This is a genomic window from Ruminococcus sp. SR1/5 (assembly GCF_000209835.1).
Lineage (GTDB): Bacteria > Bacillota > Clostridia > Lachnospirales > Lachnospiraceae > Blautia_A > Blautia_A fusiformis.
The window spans coordinates 57277-79414 of sequence record NC_021014.1 but is presented as its reverse complement, the minus strand read 5'-3'; the positions used below and the strand labels follow the sequence as shown (position 1 = coordinate 79414).

The 22138-nt window shown below is 42.6% G+C and carries 23 protein-coding genes, 2 pseudogenes and 1 riboswitch; of the genes and pseudogenes, 10 read left to right on the top strand and 15 right to left on the bottom strand.

The window, feature by feature from the left end; all coding sequences use genetic code 11:
• Window positions 1-12: 12 nt before the first annotated feature.
• A riboswitch (cyclic di-GMP riboswitch) is annotated at window positions 13-103 on the bottom strand.
• Window positions 104-596: 493 nt separating this feature from the next.
• The 8 genes from CK1_RS00435 to CK1_RS00400 form a co-directional block, all read right to left on the bottom strand.
• Window positions 597-1106, bottom strand: coding sequence for an IS110 family transposase (locus CK1_RS00435; protein ID WP_306288661.1), 510 nt, complete (start codon window positions 1104-1106; stop codon window positions 597-599).
• 2 nt (window positions 1107-1108) lie between these two features.
• Complete coding sequence (locus CK1_RS00430) at window positions 1109-1432, bottom strand: hypothetical protein (protein ID WP_015524383.1); 324 nt, start codon at window positions 1430-1432, stop codon at window positions 1109-1111.
• A gap of 291 nt (window positions 1433-1723) precedes the next feature.
• Entirely contained in the window at window positions 1724-2083 is a 360-nt protein-coding gene (gene tnpB, locus CK1_RS00425) for an IS66 family insertion sequence element accessory protein TnpB (RefSeq protein ID WP_015524382.1), read from the bottom strand.
• The gene (tnpA, locus tag CK1_RS00420) at window positions 2073-2459 is read right to left on the bottom strand and encodes an IS66 family insertion sequence element accessory protein TnpA (RefSeq protein ID WP_015524381.1); all 387 of its coding nucleotides are present in this window, start codon (window positions 2457-2459) and stop codon (window positions 2073-2075) included. Before tnpA ends, tnpB begins: the two co-directional genes overlap by 11 nt.
• A gap of 144 nt (window positions 2460-2603) precedes the next feature.
• Window positions 2604-4085 carry a hypothetical protein gene (locus CK1_RS00415; protein WP_015524380.1) on the bottom strand — a complete coding sequence of 494 codons (1482 nt, stop codon included), beginning with the start codon at window positions 4083-4085 and terminating at the stop codon, window positions 2604-2606.
• A complete protein-coding gene (locus tag CK1_RS00410) occupies window positions 4076-4402 on the bottom strand; it encodes a hypothetical protein (protein WP_015524379.1) in 327 nt (108 codons plus the stop codon). The genes CK1_RS00415 and CK1_RS00410 overlap by 10 nt, the downstream gene beginning before the upstream one ends.
• 8 nt (window positions 4403-4410) lie before the next feature.
• Window positions 4411-4800, bottom strand: a complete 390-nt coding sequence (locus CK1_RS00405) for a 5-methylcytosine restriction system specificity protein McrC (RefSeq protein WP_015524378.1) — start codon at window positions 4798-4800, stop codon at window positions 4411-4413.
• Window positions 4797-6668 carry an AAA family ATPase gene (locus tag CK1_RS00400; RefSeq protein WP_353611088.1) on the bottom strand — a complete coding sequence of 624 codons (1872 nt, stop codon included), beginning with the start codon at window positions 6666-6668 and terminating at the stop codon, window positions 4797-4799. The genes CK1_RS00405 and CK1_RS00400 overlap by 4 nt, the downstream gene beginning before the upstream one ends.
• 193 nt (window positions 6669-6861) lie before the next feature.
• Here CK1_RS00400 and CK1_RS00395 point away from each other — a divergent pair, with 193 nt between their 5' ends.
• The 7 genes and pseudogenes from CK1_RS00395 (at window position 6862) to CK1_RS00365 (ending at window position 9843) form a co-directional block, all read left to right on the top strand.
• Window positions 6862-7197 carry a hypothetical protein gene (locus CK1_RS00395; RefSeq protein WP_015524377.1) on the top strand — a complete coding sequence of 112 codons (336 nt, stop codon included), beginning with the start codon at window positions 6862-6864 and terminating at the stop codon, window positions 7195-7197.
• A complete protein-coding gene (locus CK1_RS00390) occupies window positions 7142-7681 on the top strand; it encodes a DUF2815 family protein (RefSeq protein WP_015524376.1) in 540 nt (179 codons plus the stop codon). Before CK1_RS00395 ends, CK1_RS00390 begins: the two co-directional genes overlap by 56 nt.
• Before the next feature lie 27 nt (window positions 7682-7708).
• A complete protein-coding gene (locus tag CK1_RS00385; protein WP_330383008.1) occupies window positions 7709-7885 on the top strand; it encodes a hypothetical protein in 177 nt (58 codons plus the stop codon).
• Between the two features lie 66 nt (window positions 7886-7951).
• Entirely contained in the window at window positions 7952-8194 is a 243-nt protein-coding gene (locus CK1_RS00380) for a hypothetical protein (RefSeq protein WP_015524374.1), read from the top strand.
• Window positions 8191-8544 (top strand): annotated as a pseudogene (locus CK1_RS00375) (hypothetical protein); the annotation flags it as partial. The gene CK1_RS00380 and the pseudogene CK1_RS00375, both read left to right, overlap by 4 nt.
• Window positions 8540-8893, top strand: a pseudogene (locus CK1_RS00370) (ATP-dependent helicase); the annotation flags it as partial. The pseudogenes CK1_RS00375 and CK1_RS00370, both read left to right, overlap by 5 nt.
• A 35-nt stretch (window positions 8894-8928) precedes the next feature.
• Complete coding sequence (locus CK1_RS00365) at window positions 8929-9843, top strand: recombinase family protein (protein ID WP_237971471.1); 915 nt, start codon at window positions 8929-8931, stop codon at window positions 9841-9843.
• A 64-nt stretch (window positions 9844-9907) separates the two neighbouring features.
• Here the strand turns inward: CK1_RS00365 and CK1_RS00360 are convergent, their stop codons facing one another.
• From CK1_RS00360 to CK1_RS00345, 4 genes are all read right to left on the bottom strand, one after another.
• Entirely contained in the window at window positions 9908-11113 is a 1206-nt protein-coding gene (locus CK1_RS00360; protein ID WP_306288659.1) for a hypothetical protein, read from the bottom strand.
• Window positions 11113-11532 carry a hypothetical protein gene (locus CK1_RS00355; protein WP_015524372.1) on the bottom strand — a complete coding sequence of 140 codons (420 nt, stop codon included), beginning with the start codon at window positions 11530-11532 and terminating at the stop codon, window positions 11113-11115. The genes CK1_RS00360 and CK1_RS00355 overlap by 1 nt, the downstream gene beginning before the upstream one ends.
• 280 nt (window positions 11533-11812) lie before the next feature.
• The gene (gene rlmD, locus CK1_RS00350; RefSeq protein ID WP_015524371.1) at window positions 11813-13174 is read right to left on the bottom strand and encodes a 23S rRNA (uracil(1939)-C(5))-methyltransferase RlmD; all 1362 of its coding nucleotides are present in this window, start codon (window positions 13172-13174) and stop codon (window positions 11813-11815) included.
• A gap of 3 nt (window positions 13175-13177) precedes the next feature.
• Window positions 13178-14125: a 3'-5' exoribonuclease YhaM family protein gene (locus tag CK1_RS00345; RefSeq protein ID WP_015524370.1), complete on the bottom strand. Its 948-nt coding sequence runs from the start codon at window positions 14123-14125 to the stop codon at window positions 13178-13180.
• Between the two features lie 306 nt (window positions 14126-14431).
• On the opposite strand from CK1_RS00345, the gene CK1_RS00340 reads away from it, so the two are divergent.
• Genes CK1_RS00340 through CK1_RS00330 form a run of 3 tightly spaced genes read left to right on the top strand, consistent with a single transcriptional unit; the run spans window position 14432 to window position 18936 of the window.
• Entirely contained in the window at window positions 14432-16813 is a 2382-nt protein-coding gene (locus CK1_RS00340) for an endonuclease MutS2 (protein ID WP_015524368.1), read from the top strand.
• Window positions 16814-16828: 15 nt separating this feature from the next.
• Window positions 16829-17530, top strand: coding sequence for a response regulator (locus CK1_RS00335; protein WP_015524367.1), 702 nt, complete (start codon window positions 16829-16831; stop codon window positions 17528-17530).
• Entirely contained in the window at window positions 17527-18936 is a 1410-nt protein-coding gene (locus CK1_RS00330) for a sensor histidine kinase (RefSeq protein ID WP_015524366.1), read from the top strand. Before CK1_RS00335 ends, CK1_RS00330 begins: the two co-directional genes overlap by 4 nt.
• Before the next feature lie 101 nt (window positions 18937-19037).
• On the opposite strand, the gene trmL is transcribed toward CK1_RS00330, so the two are convergent.
• The 3 genes from trmL to CK1_RS00315 form a co-directional block, all read right to left on the bottom strand.
• Window positions 19038-19538 (bottom strand): tRNA (uridine(34)/cytosine(34)/5-carboxymethylaminomethyluridine(34)-2'-O)-methyltransferase TrmL, encoded by a 501-nt coding sequence (gene trmL / locus CK1_RS00325; RefSeq protein WP_015524365.1) that lies wholly within the window; start codon window positions 19536-19538, stop codon window positions 19038-19040.
• Between the two features lie 71 nt (window positions 19539-19609).
• Window positions 19610-20164 carry an AIR synthase-related protein gene (locus tag CK1_RS00320; RefSeq protein ID WP_015524364.1) on the bottom strand — a complete coding sequence of 185 codons (555 nt, stop codon included), beginning with the start codon at window positions 20162-20164 and terminating at the stop codon, window positions 19610-19612.
• 159 nt (window positions 20165-20323) lie between these two features.
• The gene (locus CK1_RS00315; RefSeq protein WP_278604116.1) at window positions 20324-22009 is read right to left on the bottom strand and encodes a B12-binding domain-containing radical SAM protein; all 1686 of its coding nucleotides are present in this window, start codon (window positions 22007-22009) and stop codon (window positions 20324-20326) included.
• Between the last annotated feature and the right edge of the window lie 129 nt (window positions 22010-22138).

Genomic DNA, 22138 nt, shown 5'->3' with positions numbered 1-22138 from the left:
TGATATGGAAACAGTGGCAACCGGCTGACATGGTCAAACTTTCTGACTTTAGTCCCTTCTGGCTTTGCGACCCTGCCTTTCAACAGGTTTGCCTTTAAAATAATTTTCATTTTTTCCAAAAATAAAATACCATGTGGTTTTTCTTACGTCAATAATATTTTGGTGGAAAATTTACATATATTTTAACCGAATCAAGTAACTCCCCTGTGGAGGTTGCGAAAATCAATAAGCAGTGGGTGAGAACCTCTCTATTCTTTTTAGTGCATGTTCAACAAAAATCCTTGATTTTACTGACTTTGCTGAACAGTTAATAAGTTACATATATCTACAAAATAGAGTTTTCTGGATATGAAGTGACTTCATGGAGTCCATTTCTGATGATTTTAGGTACAAGAAATAAAACGTCTTTGTTTCTTCTTATGAAGGCCTTCCTGTTTCCCAAATCCACCTACAGTAACTAACCTCTCATGTCTACCAGGATCACCATCCTCTGACGAGTCCTAAATTGTCGGGTAGAAACACCTATTACTAGGTATATCCCCCACAGATCCGTACGTGCCCAATTCAGGCATACGGCTCTTCACGACACTTATGCCTCAGATTATCCATATAGGCTCACGGCTGTATACCAGGTCTCTTATTTCGGCATAAATGCCTTCTGGCATGTATGGGATTGAATATCTCCCATCCACAACTAGTTTTGCGATTGTTTTCGGATCTTTTGAATCTGTTTTCTTTGGACTGTTATCATCAAGTTCCTTGATCTTCTTAACCGAGAATGGATTGACCATTACTAATCTTTTCTGATGATCATTTACATACTTCACAAACGCAAACCAGTAATGACCTGTTGGCTCGCAGCCGATCAGAACTGCAGTCTTTTTATTCTCAGTCTTAAGTGTCTCTGCCCAAAGGTTGAAAGAATTGAACCCTTCCAGATCGTTATGAAAAGAAAAAATACGTTTTGTAAGTTCGCGTCCTCTGTTATCAAAAGCTCTTGCATAATGTATCTGGCTTCCTACTGCTACCATATTTGGTAATATATCAGTACGCCGATTTGTTTTGGGCATTTTTGCGAATGGCATTAACACCCTTTCAATGTTCACTTTTATTGAAACCGATATTTTCCTTTTCCATGTCCTGTTACAGGTACGATTACCTCACTATCAACCAACAGTTTTATTAACTTGGAAGCTCTTGATGGCTTTAATCCAGTAATTTCTTCAACTATCGTTCTTCCGAAACAATTTTCTTTTCCACATTTTGAAAATATTTCTACTGTATGATTTATTGTTTTTTCTGAAATCGTATCTGAGAAAGAAAGTAATTTATTTCGAATGTCCACTTTTGTGCTTTCAATGTCCACTTCTCCACTCTTAATGTCCACTTTTACTCTTTCAATGTCCACTTCTTCTGTATATACTTTTGCCATGGATGCCGTTCTCCTTTATCTGATGTTCCTATTGTAACGCAAAGATAAAGAAAAAGCGAATCAGGCAGACAGGGTATTCGTCATTTTTACTAATAGATGAATACTCTGAAAACCTCAAAAAACTATTAGTTTTTCGGGCTTTTCAGAGTACTTATCCACAAGCCCTGTAAAGGGGCCTGAAAGTACTCCTGAATAAATGAAGGCAGCGGAATTATGAAAAGTGGATAACTCTTTTTCGGGACTTATGATGATTGGAAGATGTTTTTTATTTTCTCTGTTTTGCACAGGATCTTATAAGATCTTATCCGGTCTGACTTCCTGGATCGGATGGCGTGCAACAATTTCCAGTCCCTGCATGAGATATTGGTACTGCTCTGGGGTGATCTCCAATGCTTCTTCTTTTGTGCGGGGCCAGTTGAATGCACCCAACTCCAGTCTTTTGTATAGAAGCAGGAAGCCGTCGCCTTCCCAGACCAGCCCTTTGATGCGGTCAGTACGTCTTCCGCAGAACAGGAACAGAATATCTTTTTGATACGGATCCAGCTGAAAATTGAACTTGATAATGGATGCAAGCCCTTCCATACCACGTCTCAGATCTGTGTAGCCGGTAGCGAGATAGATCCTGCGGAACCCGGAAGCATCATTCAGCATGAAAGATATCTCCGATACGTGACAGGAGTTCTGCTGAAACGGAATTGGATATCTCTACAGAGACCGGTCCTTTTCGGAGGATGATATCCGGATGGAGTCCATTTCTGACAGACTCCTGTTTTATTGGAATGCTGATCTCTGCGAACGAAATCTTTTGTGGGCTGGTTTCATCTGCCGGGTCTGTGATAACCGAAAGGTCCTTTGATGTCGAAGCAGCAAAAGCTTCTTTTCTGAGAATCCTTTGCCAGTAAAAGAATTGTTTGTCTGAGATCCCATTAGCCCGGCACCATTCAGTTTTATTCATACCGCTGTTCAAACATTCATTCATGATCTGGGTCCAATGTTCAATGCGGACCTGACGTGTGATCTTATCCATAAGATCCTCCTTTAAAAAACTTTTAGTTTTACAAAGGGATTATCTCATGGTTTTAGGTGAAAAGCACGGTACTAACTATTTACCGTATACAAAAATCCAGCGATTATACCAAGCGTAAAAACGAAGAAGGCCGCTAGTACTGCGCTAGTGACCTTCATTGTTTATACGCTCTTTTCTTCTTTCACAATATATTCCCTTAGGCCTCATAAGGCATAGCTCACGCAATGCTTTCCAATAATCTATACTATCCTCAGTCCAATTGCGCTTCAGCTCATTTATAATCTGCATTGCCTTCAGTGCTAATGTTCCGGCACGATTTTCCATTACGGCAATATCCGAATTTTCATTTGCCTGACCATTATAATATGTTTTACCCACTTTAACTAATTCTGCAAATTCAGGATTCAACATTCGTTGCTCCACAACAGACAAATCGTAATCTGTTAAAATGGTATTATCCACATAAATATATATATCCGGATTCTTAAGACCAGTTCTACATATTCTTCCTACTGCCTGTATTAATGTTCGAATCGCAAAATTATTTACAGAATCTGTTTTATATGGTTCTCCCTTTTTTCCCGAAAAAGTATATCCACCACTGAAGCATATAAATGCATCTTTAATTACTGCAATCCCATCTTTACGAGAAACTTCGCCTCTTTCCATCAAGAATTCCATCTGATATACAAAACGAATTAAATCTTCAGCTTCAATTCCCTTTTTGCTATCCACATTCACCAGAAGATTCGTCGGCTTCTCAAGATATATGCAATCGAAATCCTTTTCCATATCTCCTCTATCGTAATCATTAACTGCTACAATAGTAGCATTCCCCGGTGCTTTATATTGCAAATTTTGTCCCGCACCAACTGTATTATAGGAAGATATAACAAAGAGTTTTTCTCCCTTTGACAATCTCTGTATAAACTCCGCACGCTTAGCATCATAATCTTCACTATTTATACTGTATAACAAGTCTTTACCTTTTAATCCCTTGATACCATAAAGCTTAATAATAGCGTCTGCGAATTCCTCTAATAATTTAATATCAAAAAGCCCCTTATTCTCCTGCGGCAATTTATTATTAAGACACAAGAAGGATTTAACCGAATCATTTAAGATAAATGCCTTCATTACCTTTACAACACGAATAAAGTTATTCTTTGCATATTCAACGCGCTCAAATGATATTGATAATTTTTCCGCATACTTCTTTATAAGTGCTTCGTTTCCGTTAAATATCTCTGATAATTCAACTCTATCATCCGCATTATAAGAAACTGGCTCCACATGAATATTTACTTTATCATAGTTTGCAACAAAAGTTTGAAATGACTCCTGTAATCTACACCTATCTGCTTCTGGCATCACATAATATTTATCCTGCAACATCCTTTGAAGATATTCTAAGTCATAATTGCCAACAACCGTTTCAAGTGTTGCGGTAGCTGAAATACCTATAATTTGAGCCTTTTCAGACAAGTGAAGTAAAATACGTTCTGGCGAATCCTGAAAATCAAATAATTGAATCTCCGAACGCATACTGTGATTAGGATCATCTATAAAATCATAATAGCGAAATCCCCTATTATAGACAGAGCGGTCAAAATACTTTAACGACATTTTTCCATTGCTGTCTTTTTATCTTTCTTCGACTTTACCTGGCCTCCCATTACGATAGGCTTCAAATACCTTATCTGTTCTCTTGATAAATGAAACTCTGTCAGCACTGACTCAATTGCATTTTCAAACGTATAATCATCGTCACCCGACCTTTTATCCTCATCCTTATGATGCTTATAATTAAACGAAAGATTTCTAGCTCCGTTCTGAAAATAAGTCAAGCAGCCTTTAACACTGGCAAGCAAACTTAATACGCCACCATCTTTCTCTGTTGGTCTTCTTTTTGTAAAACGCAACCAGTTCTGTTTTGCCTTCATATCGGTATCTATATCAATAAAAGCATTTTCTCCCTCAAATACCGAATGAAACTGTAAGTCATTGAAAATAAAATTACGACTTCTATCGCCCTTTCTGACAACTCATCAAAGTCGCAAGTAAGTACCCTTTTATGTGCCAACCTATTTTTAATTGTACCCGGCATATTTATTTTGCCGCGCATAACTGAAAGTTCTTCCTGACGACTTATGTATTCTCTATATAGCCCTTGCTTTAACTGCAATCCAATTCCCTTAGACAGAATCGCTGCCAGCAGATTATACATCTCGTCAAAAGACTCTACTGCAACATCTTCATAGGTTTCTTGGTTCAGTGCCTGAAAAGCATAAGAAAGCATATGATAAATATTATTGATTAAAATGCTCTTATCCTTTGTCATTGAAATACACCGTGCAAAATATTCTCCCAACGTTGCAGTTTGTCTGTATCATCAAACCAGTATTCTGCTAACATAGGCAACACATCAAAATCAACCACATCTTGCATCCATTCTTCTGTACACTCATCTGTGTTACAGAAATAGCTATGCCCAATACAGAAACCTTTACCAAGTGATTTATCTTTAGCAATTTCTTGGTTCAATTCCTTAATACGGTCAATCAGAGTATTGAATGTGTCGTTTGCGAATCCTTCCTGATATTTAATAAAACCTTCTGAATCAAATCCCGGTTCCATATCAAAGAAGCTAAAACGACGACGAAGTGCGTAATCAATCATCGCCAGACTTCTATCAGCAGTATTCATCATACCAATGATATGTAGACGCTTTGGGACAGAGAAACTTAGGCCATTGTAGGCTAATGTTGCTTTCGTATCTCTATAATCTGCCTCAATTAACATGAGTAACTCACCAAAGATCTTACTCATATTTCCACGGTTGATCTCATCAATGATAAAGAAATAATCTTTATCAGGATGGTTTGCAGCCTTTTGACAAAATCTATAGAAAATACCATACTTCAATTCAAATCCATCTTCAACCGGCTTATACCCCATCATGAAATCTTCATAGGAATAATTTTGATGGAATTGCACAAACTCTATGCGATCATCATCCTTCTCACCCATAATCGAATATGCAAGTCTCTTTGCCGCAAATGTCTTTCCAACACCTGGAGCACCTTGAAGAATAATATTTTTCTTCTTTTTCAAAACTGCAACTAAGCGCTCATACTTTGCTTCAGTCATATATACATCATTTAAGAACTTTTCTTTGTCATATTTTTCAATACTATCTGCTGCAGGTGGTGCTGGATTTTCATCACGAATCATGTCATAAATGAAATCATATTCACCCTTTGTCAGTTTGAACAGACTACCCTGCGGATTACCAAAGTACTCCATCTTTTCAAGTTCTGGACAAGCTTTCAGAGTTGCATAATCAATTGGAGAAGACAGCCCTTCTACTTTTTCAAAATAAATTGATTTTCCATCTTGTTCCGCACTAATTTTGAGAATTGCAACTACCTGCTTTACCGGTGTGGACTCATAGCCGATTATCATATCTCCAGCCTTTGCATCTAAGAAATTCTGAAAAATACGCCGTTTATTGCCATTATCATTATATAATGTATAATCCTGTACTTCTCCAACTGGCATGCTAGCCATACTCCATATTTTGGGATTTGCATTCAAAAACCAGTATCTATGATCTTCTTCTCCTTCTTCATCTTGCGCATACAAAAGGACTTCTGATAAATCGACTTGATCTAGAGCTTCTGCTAATTCATCACGAAGTTTCCAAACATAAGATCCTTCTTCATCTTTTGCAGCATTCTTACCAACATATAATACAGGCCAAAATCGAGAGTTTTCTTCATCTCTTGCAATTACTGGACATCCAGTTTTTTGAACAATACGTCTTGCCAATGCAACAGATCCACTATTATAAAAGTTCTTGGTTTCTCCATATTTCACAGCAAGCTGAGTGCAAGTAGCCTTTCCACCATAATCCTTCATTCGTTTCATGATTTCGAGACTGCTCTCATTAAATACGTCTTTATCTGTCAGAAGCTCTAACCAATCCTCTACCGTTAATGCCGGAGTATAATCAGTCGGCCACCACTCATCCGCTTTAGGACCTGGTTCCTCCTTGTTCCAATAGCGAGAAATAAAGAAGCCCACATCTATTGTAAGAGTTCGTAATTCAGGATCAGCGTAACATGTAGATGTCAGCTGAGAATTAAGCAGATTTTTAAGTTCATCATCCTGCTGAAGTTCAGCACAAATCTCATCATAAAATGCCACAAAATTCCTGATGTTATCAGCATAAGCACCCTTTTTGAATCGATAATCACTTTCCAGCTCCGACGAGACAGCTTTTACTTCACTCAATTTGTAGATGTAATATTTATCCGGATATCGAAGCCATCCGCAAGAATGGCGAAGAATCTCAGAATCATCGCCGCACACAGACAATCCGAGGAAGGAGGAACAGAAAATGTCAAAAATGAGCGATATGGCTATGACCATCGAAGAGCTGAGAAATGCCGCCGCTGCTATTAACGATGTAGCAAACTGGCTCGCACAGCAGTTTGGAGGAGCATCCGAAGCTACTGAAAAAGCAGAAGCCCCTGCTGCTCCTGCGAAAACTGCATTGACCCTTGAGGAAGTTCGAGCTGTTCTGGCTGATAAATCTCGTGCCGGGCATACAGCTGAAATTCGAGAGCTTCTTAAAAAGTACGGTGCAAGCAAGTTGTCACTCGTAGACCCGAAACATTATGAAGCCCTGCTTAGGGAAGTGGAGGTGGAGCTATGCCAACGTCTGGGAACCTAAATCCATCAACGGTGGCACTCCGAAATATAGTGTCAGCCTGATTATCCCAAAATCCGACACAAAGACTGTTGCAAAGATTGAAGCTGCTATCGAGGCTGCATACCGTGAAGGTGAAGCAAAGCTCAAGGGCAATGGTAAATCCGTACCTGCTCTTTCTGTACTTAAGACGCCTCTTCGTGACGGAGATCTTGAAAGACCGGACGATCCTGCATACGCTGGCAGCTTCTTTGTGAATGCAAATGCAACCTCTGCACCTGGTATCGTAGATGCAGACCGCAATCCTATCCTCACTCGTTCTGAGGTTTACTCTGGAATCTACGGTCGTGCCAGCATCAGTTTTTACGCTTTCAACAGCTCTGGCAATAAAGGCATCGCCTGTGGCCTTAACAATTTGCAGAAGATTCATGATGGCGAGCCTCTTGGCGGTAAGGCATCTGCTGAATCTGACTTTGCAACTGATAACGACGATGATTTTCTTGACTAATGGAGGTAGCAAACTATGGAGACAATCGTGATTAGCACAATTCTTGTAAACATCTGTATCGGCTGCTTCGCTTGCGTCGGTCTCACTACTGCAATCTCTATGATTCAGAGTATCATCAACGACCATAAACGTGAAAAGCGTGAGCAGGAAAAAGACAAGCGCGACCTCGAATACCACGAAAAGCGCATGAAAGACTTTAAGTAATCTATCAACCTGCTGGCGGTGGAACTCACTGCCGCCAGCACATTTTCTGACAAAAGGAGACAACCTATGAATGAATTTGCAGAAATCTTAAATCTATTTATTGCTAATGTCATCTCCTATACCTTTTTTGCGGCGGTATATGGCTTCATCATCTACAACGTAGGAAAAATCATTTTTACCTTGTTAGTTATGCGGTATACCACATTCGTCGTGACATCAATAAATATAAATCCAATAAAGATAAACAGTAACAAGGCAGGCGGCAGGGATTTCTCTGCTGCCTGTTTTGTAGAAAGGACAATCTCATGAAAACACTTAGTATCGATATTGAAACCTACAGCGATGTGCCACTTCAGAAAACCGGAGTATATCGCTATGTAGAGTCACCTGATTTTGAAATCTTACTCTTTGCCTACAGTGTAGATAACCAGCCCGTTCAGGTCATTGATCTTGCCTGCGGAGAACAGATTCCAAAAGAAATCCTTCTTGCTCTAGAGGATGAATGTGTCATCAAGTGGGCCTTCAACGCTACCTTTGAACGCATCTGTCTTTCTCGTTTCTTAGGTTATCCGACCGGAGAATATCTGAAACCGGAAAGCTGGCGTTGCTCTATGATATGGTCCGCCACGATGGGGCTTCCACTCTCCTTGGAAGGTGTCACGAATCAAAAAGCGCTTTGATGTGAGAGAAATAAAGTCCAGCAAGGACATCACCGACTGGAATGCTGGAAAGATACCAGTCGCAGTCATTCATCCTGCATCTGCTGGTCATGGACTCAATCTACAGGCTGGCGGTTCCACCCTTATCTGGTTTGGTCTGACATGGTCACTGGAATTATATCAGCAGACCAACGCCCGACTTTGGAGACAGGGCCAAGCCGCCGGAACCGTGGTGATAGAGCATATCATCACAAAAGGAAAATACAAATCAACCACAATCGTTTTCTTGGATACACGAAAGACGCGGACGGCAACCTCATCATCGATCCAGAACAGGCAGAAATCGTAAAGCGCATTTATCGAGAATATTTAGAAGGTCTCAGTATGGACAAGATTGCTGCAGGCCTGGAGCGTGACGGTATCCTTACCGGTGCCGGAGGGGAAAAGTGGCACACAAGCACCATCAACAAAATTCTCCGAAACGAGAAATACATCGGTGATGCCCTGCTTCAAAAGACCTACACTACAGACTTTCTAAACAAGACCAGAGTTAAAAATAACGGTCTTGTTCCACAATACTATGTAGAAGGCGATCACGAAGCCATTATTCCGAAGAACATTTACCAGCAGATACAGGAAGAACTTGTCCGCAGACGAGTGGTAAAAACCAGTGACAATGGCAAAAAACGAAGCTACAGTTGCAATCACTGCTTCTCCCAAATCGTCATTTTCGGCGAATGCGGTGAAATGTTCCGAAGACTCCACTGGAACAATCGAGGCGTCAAATCAATTGTCTGGCGCTGCATCAGCAGGCTGGAATCCACCGGACTTGAATGCCACGCTCGAACCATCAATGAGCTGGTTCTTCAGGATGCCGTTGTCAATGCCATCAATCAATTACTCGGCGACAAAAATAACTATCAGGCACAGCTCCAGCTTAACATTGCCGCAGTCATCCGAGCTTCACAGGTAACAGCCATAGACAGCATTGACAAGAAGCTAATGGCCCTGCAACAGGAGCTGATTCAAAAAGCCAACAGTAAAGAGGACTACGACGAAATAGCGGATGAGATCTTCAGATTCCGAGAACTTCGTCAGAAAACCACTGTCGATACCGCCGCAAGGGATGAACAGATAAAGAGAATTAACGACTTGCAGGATTACATCTCACAGCAGACCGCCCTCCTTACTGAATTCGATGAATCACTGGTGCGACGCTGGATTAAGCAGATCACCATCTGGGATGACCGCATAATAGTTGAATTGAAATCTGGCGTCAGCATTGATGTGGATGCATAACTCTATAGATATACAATGGCTCCCCACCACTGGATAATTCCCGGTGATGGGGAGCCTTTTCATTTTATTTCAAATTTTCAATATTTAATTCCATGAACGTTAAAAAGTTAGTAGCATCTTTTAACAAACAGGAAAAGGTTTCTGCATAGTTTTCTTTTTTCACATCAAGCTTTTTCGTAATTTTTTGATATCCCTTTCCTTTACGATGTCCCGTTCCACTTGAACGTAACTCCTGTAGATTTCTCAAGAACTTAATATGCTCATTATAGTTTTCGATATTACTTTCACATAGCCAAGCTTCTATTTTTGAAATGCTACCTACAAGTTTTTCGTAATTACCAGTTAACCGTTTTGAAATGCTCTTTTCATTTAAAGAATCAATCAGTATTTTGACTAAAGAAAGAACCAGCATATCCATCTCAGTAATTGAATTATTTACTGGAACTCGTAATATTTCAAAATTATAAGCATCCTGCTCTGTTAATGATAAAAATAAAGGCCATCCATACTTTTCAGTGAAAACTCTATTTAATCGTGTATAAGCTTTCTTAAAAACAAAATCTGGAGACTCTGAGTCTGATGCAATACACATAAAATCTCTCTTTATTTTTGTTTTGCTCAATTTTCCTCCAATCGACTTGTTAAATCCCCTCCAATAATGCTGCTCGGCTTCACTTGGTAAATCTCTTCCTAAATCACCTAAATAAGCTGATACATAATCTGAATTACTATTATCAATATACAATGACCACAATACACCACATCGAATAATTCCATCTTCGACTTTATAAATTTCAGGTTTCGAATAATACTTATTCAGTACTGCACTGTCAAAATATACAGGTGTTAAATAGTGCGGCGCTGTTGGATTTGCCCCGAAGTAGTTGTTTAATTCTTTCGGATTACAAGTATGGCGTATTTCTTTTCCGTTCTCATCTATACCAATAATAAAATCAACATAAGTCTTTTCTTCATTATACGGCCAAATATTACTATCACATAAACTGCAACCTGAGACAACATTTTTTGCATAAATGATGGAATAATTTTTCCTTTTTAGTCCAGTTGATGTATTTCCGATATTAAGTGCATAAAAAATTGTGTTTTCGCTATTTCTATAAACCAATCCATCTTCCTTGATTTTTTCCGAATTATCGATAGAAACGCACCTGCTATCAATATGTATCATCAATACTTTTTCTTTTACTGCTAGATACGTTTTTAAGTATCTTTTATGTATAGTTACATACCCATTATCATTCATTTTCACTACGGTAATTCCTTCACCGTTAGAAACATCAATATATTCATTTTTTGTGAATTGAAATACAGATTGAATAATAATCGAAACTCTTCAACAATTTCTATTGAATCTGTAGCTACGCCATTATATTCTCTTTTTATAACAAGTGGTTCATAACCATTGTCATTTCCCCAACGATGATAAACCTTTTCATCATCCTCCCAAGAACCGTAAACTGTAATTCCAGGCATCAATGTATGTGCATTATATGTATCATTTTCCATATCATTTTCAACTTCATTCAAAGGAAGAAGAAAACTCTGAAGGTATATATCATACTTTTTATCAATTTTATTTCCTGATACAGGAACCATTATGTCAGCATCTAATCCTCTCTCTATCCATTCTCGAATATCAATCTGATACAAATAATCTTTATCCATCATCTTTCAAATCCTCCTGTTATCTATTCCACTGCCAAGTCTGCCCCTTAGTATCGAGTGGCTTAAACTGCGGTCGGCTCTGACAACAATCCTAGTGACACAACCTCTGACATCTAATCCACAGCCTAAACCCTACCGCTATTCTCCGGTACTCAATTTCTCTCCAATCAGACCGAAAAGTAGATATGTTTCCATATAATAAAACCGAGCTTTCCGCAAGGCTTCTCTGATGATACCAACCTTACAAAAAGCCCGGAAATACGCCGCTTTTCAGCACTTGATTTTATTTTCTTGACAGCAAACACACAGTCTCAACATGGACTCCCTGCGGAAACATATCAGTAGTAGAAACCCGCACCAGTTCATAATCCTCCGCACACAGCACCTTCAGATCCCTCGCCAGTGTCGCACTGTCACAGCTCACATACACAACCCTCTCCGGCTTCATTTTAAGGATCGTATTCAGAAGTACCTCATCACAGCCCTTCCGTGGCGGGTCTACCACGATAACGTCTGCATAAACGCCATTCTTCTCATACCCTCTCGGCAGCACTTCCTCTGCTTTTCCGACAAAAAACTCTACATTCTCAATGCCATTGAGCTTCGCATTCTCTCTTGCATTGTCAATGGCCTGTGGTACGATCTCCACGCCGCGGACGAATTTTGCTTTCTGGGCCAGGAACAGGGAGATAGTTCCGATTCCGCAGTACAGATCCCAGACAGTTTCATTTCCCGTAAGGCCGGCGTACTCCAGAGCCTTTCCATACAGTTTTTCGGTCTGGATGGGATTGACCTGGAAAAAGGACAGGGGAGAGATCTGATAGGAAATATCTCCGATGCTGTCCATTATATAGGACTGTCCCCAAAGGAGGCGAAGCTGATCACCCAGGATCACATTGTTCCGTTTTTTATTAACATTGATGGTAATGCTGGTCATTTCCGGAATTTCACAGAGTGATTCCACAAGAGCCTTTTCTGCAGGGATCTTATCTCCGTTTAAGATCAGACAGACCATCATCTCATCTGTATGGAAGCCGTAACGAATCATAATATGACGTACAAGACCTTTTCCCGTGGCCTCATCGTAGGGCTGTACATGATATTTTTCCATGTGTCCGATCACACGGTCCAAAACCTCTTTATTCTGTTTCACTCCCAGAATACATTCTCGGTTATCAATGATGGAGTGGGTTCTTCCTGCATAAAAGCCTGTGATGATCTTTCCGTCTTTATTTTTTCCTACCGGAAACTGTGCCTTGTTTCGATAATGATAGGGGTCTTCCATCCCCATGATCGGTTCCATATCAAGATTCTGAAAACCTCCGATTCTTTCCAGATGTCCACGAACCTTTTTCTCTTTAAATTTCAGCTGCTGCTCGTAGGATAATGCCTGAAGCTGGCATCCTCCGCACTGGCGGGCAATAGAGCAGACAGGTTTCACACGGTATGGAGACGGTGTGATCACCTCCATCAGGCGGCCATAGCCATAGTTCTTTTTTGCCTTGATGATCTTGGCTTTGATCCGGTCTCCGATCACGGCGTCTTTCACAAAAACGGTGAAGCCATCGGCTTTCCCGATACCTTCACCGTCAACTCCGCAATCCTCTATATCTAAAGTGAGTATATCGTTTTTACGGAATTCCATGTATTAAATATCTCCTGTTCTTCTTAAATTGGACTCAAAAAGCCGGTTGAAACCAAGCCATTCTTTTTTGCCTTTGTCTGCGTGAAAAATTTCTGTCAGTGTCTCCATCCTTGCATCTGTATTGTCTGCCAGATTCAGGGCAACTGCCTCTGCAAGTGCCGGTTTCTTGGGAGAACCGTACTCAAGCTCACCATGATGTGCAAGAATACAGTGGATCACCTGATTTTCAAGCTTCTCCGGAAAATCCGGGATCTCTTTTGCAAGATCATGCACCATCTGTGCCCCGATCACAATATGTCCAAGAAGCTGTCCCTCATCTGTATAATCATTCATCGGAAAAGCAGAAAGCTCCTTCGTTTTGCCCACATCATGAAGAAGTGCGGTTGTGATCAGAAGATCTCGGTTCAATAGTGGATATGCATTCGCCATATAATCGCAGAGACGGGTCACTCCAAGAGTGTGCTCCATCAGCCCGCCGATAAAGCCATGATGTACGGTCTTCGCTGCAGAATGTCCCTCAAATATCTTCATAAATTCCTGATCTTCCACAAAGAGCTTCTTCAGAAGCTGGGAAAGATAGGGATTCTTCACACTGTTGATAAGCTCTCGTAGCTGGCTCTGCATATCATCCACACTGTTCTCACTGGTAGGAAGATAATCTGCCGGATCATACTCCCCTTCTCCTGCCTTGCGTGCTCTCTTGATATTCAGCTGCATGGCGCCTGCAAAGCTTGTCACATCTCCCATGATCTCAATGTAATCAAGAGTATCAAACTCATCAATTCCCAGAGAATTGGGATCCCAGATCTTACCATCGATCACACCTGTTTTATCCTGAAGGATCAGATTCTCATAGGGCTTGCCATTCTTCGTTGTAGCTGCCTGTTTCTGTTTGCAGAGATAGATCCCGTTTACTCTGTCTCCCTCATGTAATTCATTTAAAAAACGCATAAAATTCTTGCCTTTCTGTTCTTTTTACTTTCAAAGCAGACATACTCACGAACACATCCGCTTCACACTTTGCATTCATAGCCAGACTTTCTTTATGATCTTTGGCCGCATCCCGGTCCGGGCTTTCTGGCATTTTTGCACAGTTTCCACTTACTTCCGGGCTTTATTCAGTATCATAACACATTTTACTTTCCTTTGCTATGGAAATCATGTAAAATAGGAAACGAAGTGTTTTTTGCATATCCTGTGTTACGCAGAAAAGCACAGAAGTAACAGAAGTAACAAAAAGGAGTAACTATAGCAACAATGAACAAAAAAGCATACAAAGCACTTGAATACTATAAAATCATAGATCTGCTCACAGACAAGGCATCCTCCCCCATGGGAAAGGATCTCTGTCGGAAGCTTACCCCTTCCACAGACATTGAAGAGATCCGGGCCATGCAGCTGCAGACACACGATGCCCTTGCACGCCTGTTCAAAAAAGGCGGCATTTCCTTCGGCAGCGTCAAGGACATCCGCGGCACATTAAAACGTCTTACTGTTGGCAGCGCCCTGAATGCACCGGAGCTGCTTTCTGTCTGCAGTCTTCTTGAGAATACCGGTCGTGTAAAGGCCTATTCCAGAAGTGACCGTGATGACGGAATGACCGATTCCCTTGACGGAATGTTTGCGGCACTGGAACCTCTGACACCACTCAGCACAGAGATCCGCCGCTGTATCCTTTCCGAGGATGAGATCAGTGACGATGCCAGCAGCACGCTCCGCCAGATCCGCCGCAGCATCAAGGCCACCAATGACCGGATACACACCCAGCTTTCTTCTCTGGTTGCAGGAAGTGCCAGGAATTATCTTCAGGATTCCGTTATCACCATGCGCGACGGCCGCTACTGTATCCCGGTAAAAGCTGAATATAAAGGCCAGGTTCCCGGTATGATCCACGACCAGTCTGCCACAGGTTCCACTCTTTTCATTGAGCCTATGGCTGTTGTCAAGCTGAACAACGACATCCGCGAGCTGGAGCTGAAAGAGCAGAAAGAGATCGAAGTGATCCTTGCATCCTTAAGCCAGCAGGTAGCTGCTGAGCTGGAGGCTATTCACGCAGATCTTTCCATCATGGTACAGCTGGACTTTATTTTTGCCCGTGCCGCACTTGCCATGGACATGAACGCCAGTGAACCTGTTTTCAACACAGAAGGCCGGATCCGGCTTCGCCAGGCCCGTCATCCACTGATCGATAAGAAAAAAGCCGTTCCTATTGACATCCGTCTCGGGGATGATTTTGACCTCCTGGTTGTCACCGGACCAAACACCGGTGGTAAAACTGTTTCTCTGAAAACCGTAGGTCTTCTTACCATGATGGGACAGTCGGGTCTCCATATCCCGGCGCTGGATCGTTCCGAACTTGCACTTTTCCGCGAGGTTTATGCTGATATCGGAGATGAGCAGAGCATTGAACAGTCCTTAAGTACCTTCTCCTCTCATATGACAAACGTGGTTTCCTTCCTGAAATCCGCAGATCAGGATTCCCTGGTCCTCTTCGATGAGCTTGGTGCAGGTACGGACCCTACAGAGGGTGCCGCTCTTGCCATTGCGATCCTGTCACATCTTCACGAGCAGGGTATCCGTACCATGGCAACCACCCATTACAGCGAACTGAAGATCTATGCCCTCTCCACTCCAGGTGTGGAAAATGCCTGCTGTGAATTCGATGTAGAAACCTTACGTCCGACCTACCGCCTTCTGATCGGTGTTCCGGGAAAAAGTAACGCATTTGCCATTTCTTCCAAGCTGGGGCTTCCGGATTTCATCATCGACAAAGCAAAGGAACAGATCAGCGAGCAGGATGAATCTTTCGAAGATGTTCTGACATCCCTGGAGCAGAGCCGTGTCACCATCGAAAACGAGCGTGCTGAAATTGCCCGTTACAAAGAGCAGGTAGAAGAGCTGAAAAAATCCCTTCAGGAAAAAGAAGAAAAACTGGATGAACGTAAAGAGCGGATTCTCAGAGAAGCCAATGAACAGGCACATGCGATTCTCCGCGATACCAAGGAATACGCAGATCAGACCATGAAGCTTTTCCATAAATTCCAGAAGGATCACGTAGATACCGCTTCCGTGGAAAAAGAACGCCAGAACCTGAAAAAACGTATGTCAAAAGCCGAAAATGGAATGTCTTCCAGGCAGCAGAAGCAAAAGCCAAAGAAACAGCTGAAGCCATCCGATCTTTCTCTTGGCGATACCGTAAAGGTGCTCAGCCTGAATCTGAAAGGAACAGTTTCCAGTCATCCGGATTCCAGAGGATATCTCTTTGTGCAGATGGGTATCATCCGTTCCAAGGTTCATATCTCCGATCTGGAGCTTGTGGACGAGCCGGTGATCACCACTCCGTCCATGCAGCGTACCGGCGCCGGAAAGATCCGTATGTCCAAGGCAGCCAGCATTTCCACAGAGATCAATCTTCTGGGAAAAACCGTAGATGAGGCAGTTGCAGAGCTGGATAAATATCTGGATGACGCCTATATCGCACACATGAAATCCGTCCGTATCGTTCACGGAAAAGGTACCGGTGCCCTCCGCAAAGGTGTCCACAATTACCTGAAGCGCCAAAAGCACGTAGCTTCTTTCCGTCTCGGCGAATTCGGAGAAGGCGATGCCGGCGTGACCATTGTAGAATTCAAGAAATAAAAAGGAGCTGAAGCCATGGCTACAAAACAGAAAATCCTCATTGTTGACGATGACAACAACATTGCAGAGCTGGTTGCTCTCTATCTCACAAAAGAATGCTTTGAGACTAAGATCGTAAATGACGGCGAGGAAGCCCTGAAGCAGTTCCATATTTTTCACCCGGATCTGATCCTTCTGGATCTCATGCTTCCGGGCATTGACGGATACCAGGTATGCCGTGAGATCCGTCACACCTCCGATGTACCGATCATTATGCTTTCCGCCAAGGGAGAAACCTTTGACAAAGTCCTGGGACTGGAACTTGGAGCGGATGATTACATCATCAAGCCTTTTGACTCCAAAGAGCTGGTGGCACGTGTCCGTGCGGTACTGCGCAGATTTCATGTAAAATCTCCGTCTGCCGCACCAAAGGAAAAATGTGTTTCCTATCCGGATCTGGTGATCAACCTGACCAACTATTCTGTAACTTATATGGGACACCAGATCGATATGCCGCCAAAGGAGCTGGAGCTTCTCTATTTCCTGGCAGCTTCTCCCAATCAGGTTTTCACAAGAGAACAGCTTCTGGATCACATCTGGGGCTATGAATACATTGGCGATACCAGAACCGTAGACGTTCACATCAAACGTCTACGTGAGAAGATCAAGGATAACCCAAACTGGGCTCTTTCCACAGTCTGGGGAATCGGTTACAAATTTGAGGTAAAGGATTCATGAAACAGCATCTTTATACTAAACTGCTGATCCTGTACTTTATGCTGGGCGGAATCTGCTTTCTGCTGCTTTCCTCCGGTGGCTCCTACCTGGTAGAAAAAAGGCTGGAGCGCTCTACCGGAGAGTCCCTTTACCGCACTGCCAGCCAGCTGGTTTCCAAAAATGAACTTCGTCAGGCTGTAAAAAGCCCCAAAAACGAATCCCTCACCCTGGCTCTTTCCTCTGCAGCAGCCTTTCAAAATGCAGATTTCTGGGTTATGGATACAGATGGGAACATTCTGATAAACACAAACCAGCAGTCCTCTGATTCCGGTGATATCACCGTCAGGAACTTCCGACCGGAAGATTACGAAGATACCTGCTATTCCTCCGGTACGTTTTACGGGACATTAAAAACCACACAGCTAAGCACAGTCGTTCCCATAAAAGATACGGATCTGGTGACTGGTTATCTGGTGATCCACTACCCTATGAAAAACCTCTACGAAAGCCGCAGCAATATCGTAGAGGTTATGATCCTGATCTTTATTGTGATCTATGCACTGTTTTTCAGTTTTCTTCTGATCTATTTTTACAGGGTCCACAAACCTCTGAAAGAAATCTTAAAGGGTGCCCTGGAATTTGCCAACGGAAATCTTACCTACACGATCCCCGTAGATTCTGACGATGAGATGGGATATCTTTCCCACTCCCTGAATTACATGGCAGACAAGCTGAACAAAAACGGAGAGTATCAACGACAATTCATTTCCAATGTGTCCCATGATTTCCGCTCGCCTCTGACCTCCATCAAAGGCTATGTGGAAGCCATGCTGGACGGTACCATCCCACCGGAAATGCAGGAACGTTATCTGAAAGTCATTGCTTTTGAATCCACCCGTCTGGAGAAGCTTACCCGAAGTCTCCTTACCTTAAACGAACTGGATGTCAAAAAGCGTATGATGCATATGCGGCGTTTTGATATCAATGAAACGATCCGTACCACAGCCGCCACCTTTGAGGGAACCTGTTCGGAACGAAACATCCGTCTGGAGCTCCTCCTTGCTGGAAAAGAGCTTTTTGTCCGTGCAGATATGGAACAGATCCAGCAGGTACTGTACAATTTATTGGACAATGCAGTAAAATTCAGCAGCGACAATTCTTCTATCACACTGGAAACCACAGTCAATCATGGCAAGGTTTTTGTCTCAGTCAAAGACCATGGAAGCGGAATTCCAAAGGAAAGTCTTTCCAGAATCTGGGACCGTTTCTATAAGATTGATGCCTCCCGTGGAAAAGACCGCAAGGGTACCGGGCTTGGCCTTGCCATTGTAAAAGAGATCATCAACGCTCATAAGCAGAATATCAATGTGATCAGCACCGTAGGTGTTGGAACAGAATTTATCTTTACACTGGAAAAAGCAAAATAAAACATCAAAAAACCTCTGATCCGGAAGGCTGTAAAAGAAATATCTCTCAATATCTCCTACAGTATTTCCGGATCAGAGGTTTTTATTTACTCTTTGCAGGCTTATTTCCAATCGTAATTTCTCAGATGGCCTTCCAGATTCATATGCGTAAAATTATGCTGTCGCAGCGCCTCATAAAGCACAATGGCAACTGAATTGCTTAAATTCAGGGAACGGATATCTCCGATCATCGGGATCCGCACGCAAGTTTCCTGATTGTTTACCAGGATATCCTCCGGGATTCCCGCACTCTCCTTGCCAAACATAATGAAACAGTCATCCTCATACTGCACATCTGTATAAGTCTGAGGTGCCTTGGTGGTTGCGTAATAAATCTTTGCTCCCGGATTCTTTTTGAGAAAATCCTCATAGTCCAGATATCTGGTCACATCCAGATGTTCCCAATAATCCATACCTGCACGCTTAATGGCCTTTTCATTCAGGCGAAAACCAAGCGGTTCGATCAGATGCAGCCTGGTTCCTGTTGCCACACAGGTTCTGCCGATATTTCCTGTATTTGCCGGAATTTCCGGCTCATGGAGCACAATATTCAAAACTCCCATTTATTTTTTCCTCTTTTCTACATAGCATTAAATATACAAAATATGCATTCGCAATCCGCTTCGCTGCTTGCTCATGAGATCAAAAAGCCAAGCTTTTTGGTCTCATCTTCTGCCGGGCGTTCCAGATATCTGGCATTTCCGCCGCTGTAAAGAAGCCTGTTATTTCCGGAATCGGTCTGCCCGATCACTGCTGCCATGATCCCCTCTCGCCGCAACTGCTGCACAAACGCATCACCGCCATGGATTCCCATAAGAATACTTCCGCCGGAAAGCAGCTTGTACGGATTCACATCAAGGATCTCACAGATCTCTATGGTTTCCTGTCGGATGGGCACACTTCGAAGATCTGCACTAAGACCTACTCCGGATGCCTCCGCCATTTTCCAGAGGGCAGCAAGAAAGCCGCCTTCTCCCATCCGATATCGGGCACTGGCTCCGGATTCTTCCGCCATTTTCCAAATTTTATCATTCTCTGTTCCTGTTCCGTAAACCTCAGGAAGCTTTACAGCATCCTCGAGAAACCGTTCTGCAAAAAACTCCCGCAGCCTGTCATGATAATTCTTTGTGATCCATGCAGTTCCTTCTGCTGCCACAGGGCCTGCCACGATCAGCTCGTCTCCCGGCATAAGCCGTCCGTCTATCTCTGCCTGAAGCGCCTCCAGTGCTTTTTTCCAAGTTTCATAACTGCCGCCTTAATAAAGGATAAGCGAAAGCACAGTCGGAACTACCATTGCCAGTACCAGAATAACTGCGATGATCGCTGTGATCACTTTTCTTTTTTCGGATCAAACATTCCCATAATTATTATTCACCTCATCTGTAATATCCGTTAATTGCGCATTGTTGGTCAAAGGATCCCTGTCTGTATAATCAAAAAGAAGCTTCTTTCCGTCCCGGAACACCTCGATATGGGCGGTTTTCGGGATTTTTTTCGCTTTCCGGTAATCCCAGATCAGCCGCTCATACGGCTTCTGGTCTGAAGCAAAGGATGGCCTGCTCTTTAAATTCTCTCGAAGATAAAGATCCAGGAGCATTACATCGGAAAGTGCTTCCGACGGGATCTCTTTCTGTTCTCCGGCAAACTCCATAAGGATCTCATAGCGCCTCATCCTGGAATGAGAAATCTCCGAGTATCCTTTTTTCTCATAAAATCTGCCAAGTGCCTCATACATCCGGAAAGGATCGTCAAAATACTTCTCCAGAAATACAAGGGTATTTTTGAACTGCCCACTATTATAATACACTTCCACCATACTTTCCACCATTTTCAGCCTTAAAATCTCCCCGTAGGTCAGCCAGGCTGTGGAAAGTACCTCATAGGGTTCCCGATCCTTGTAAAGAATCTGATATTCCCCTGTCATTTCCATCATGTATGATCCCTTCAGCACTTTCAGAAAACCAAGCTGAAACTGTTCCGGACGCAGTGCGTAAACATCGCAGAAGGACTTGTGGAAGCTGTCGTATCCCTCATAGGGAAGTCCTGCGATCAGATCCAGATGCTGGTGGATATTTCCAAAGCTGTGGATCTGCTCTACAATCCCTTTCAGCTTTTCAAAATCCATGGTTCTCCGAATGGCTTTGATGGTCTGAGGATTGGTGGACTGTACACCAATCTCCAGCTGGATCAGTCCCGGACGCATGGTTTTCATCAGCGCCAGCTCCTCCGCACGGAGAAGATCTGCTGAAATCTCAAAATGAAAATTGGTGATCCCATTATCATTCTCCGTAATATACCTCCAGATCTCCATGGCATGGTCATGCTTGCAGTTGAAGGTACGATCCACAAATTTGACCTGAGGAACTTTATTATCAATAAAAAACTGCAATTCCTTTTTTACAAGCTCAATATCACGGAACCGAAGCTTCTTATCTATGGAAGAAAGGCAGTAACTGCAGGAAAAGGGGCATCCCCTGCTGCTCTCATAATAAATAATGCGGTTTTTAAACTCTGTAAGATTGCTGTATGCAAACGGAACTTTACTTAAATCCATCAATTCCCGCCAGCCCGTGTGTACAACATCCCTGCCTTTGTTTTCATCACGAAAAGCCACTCCGCGGATCCCGCTCAAAGTTTCCGGTTTTCTTTCTATATAATAACCTGCCAGTTCATGGAAGGTTTCCTCTCCTTCTCCCACCATCACTCCAAAAAACGCAGGATTCTTTTTCAGAAATTCCACCGCATCGTAGGATACCTCCGGGCCTCCTGCCCAAAGCTCCACCTGTGGAAGGATTTTCTTAAGATCCGGCACCAGCTCCCTGACAAAGGAAATATTCCAGATATAGCAGGAAAAGCAGACCACATCCGGCTGCTCCAGATAAATATCTTTTAAAATGTCATCCCTGATCTGATTGATCGTATACTCTTTGACCACAACCCTGGAGCTGTATTCTCCGGAACAGGATTTCAGGTTATATACCGCAAGATTGGAATGGATATATTTTGCATTGCATGCTGCAAGTAAGATTTTCAAATTTTATATTCTCCTAACTTCTGTCGGATAATTTCTTTCCCCGGCAGTTTTCATTATTTCTCTGTTGAGCCTTTTCGCTTTATGATTATAACGTTCCCGCCACCGGATGTAAATAGAAAAACAGGGGTT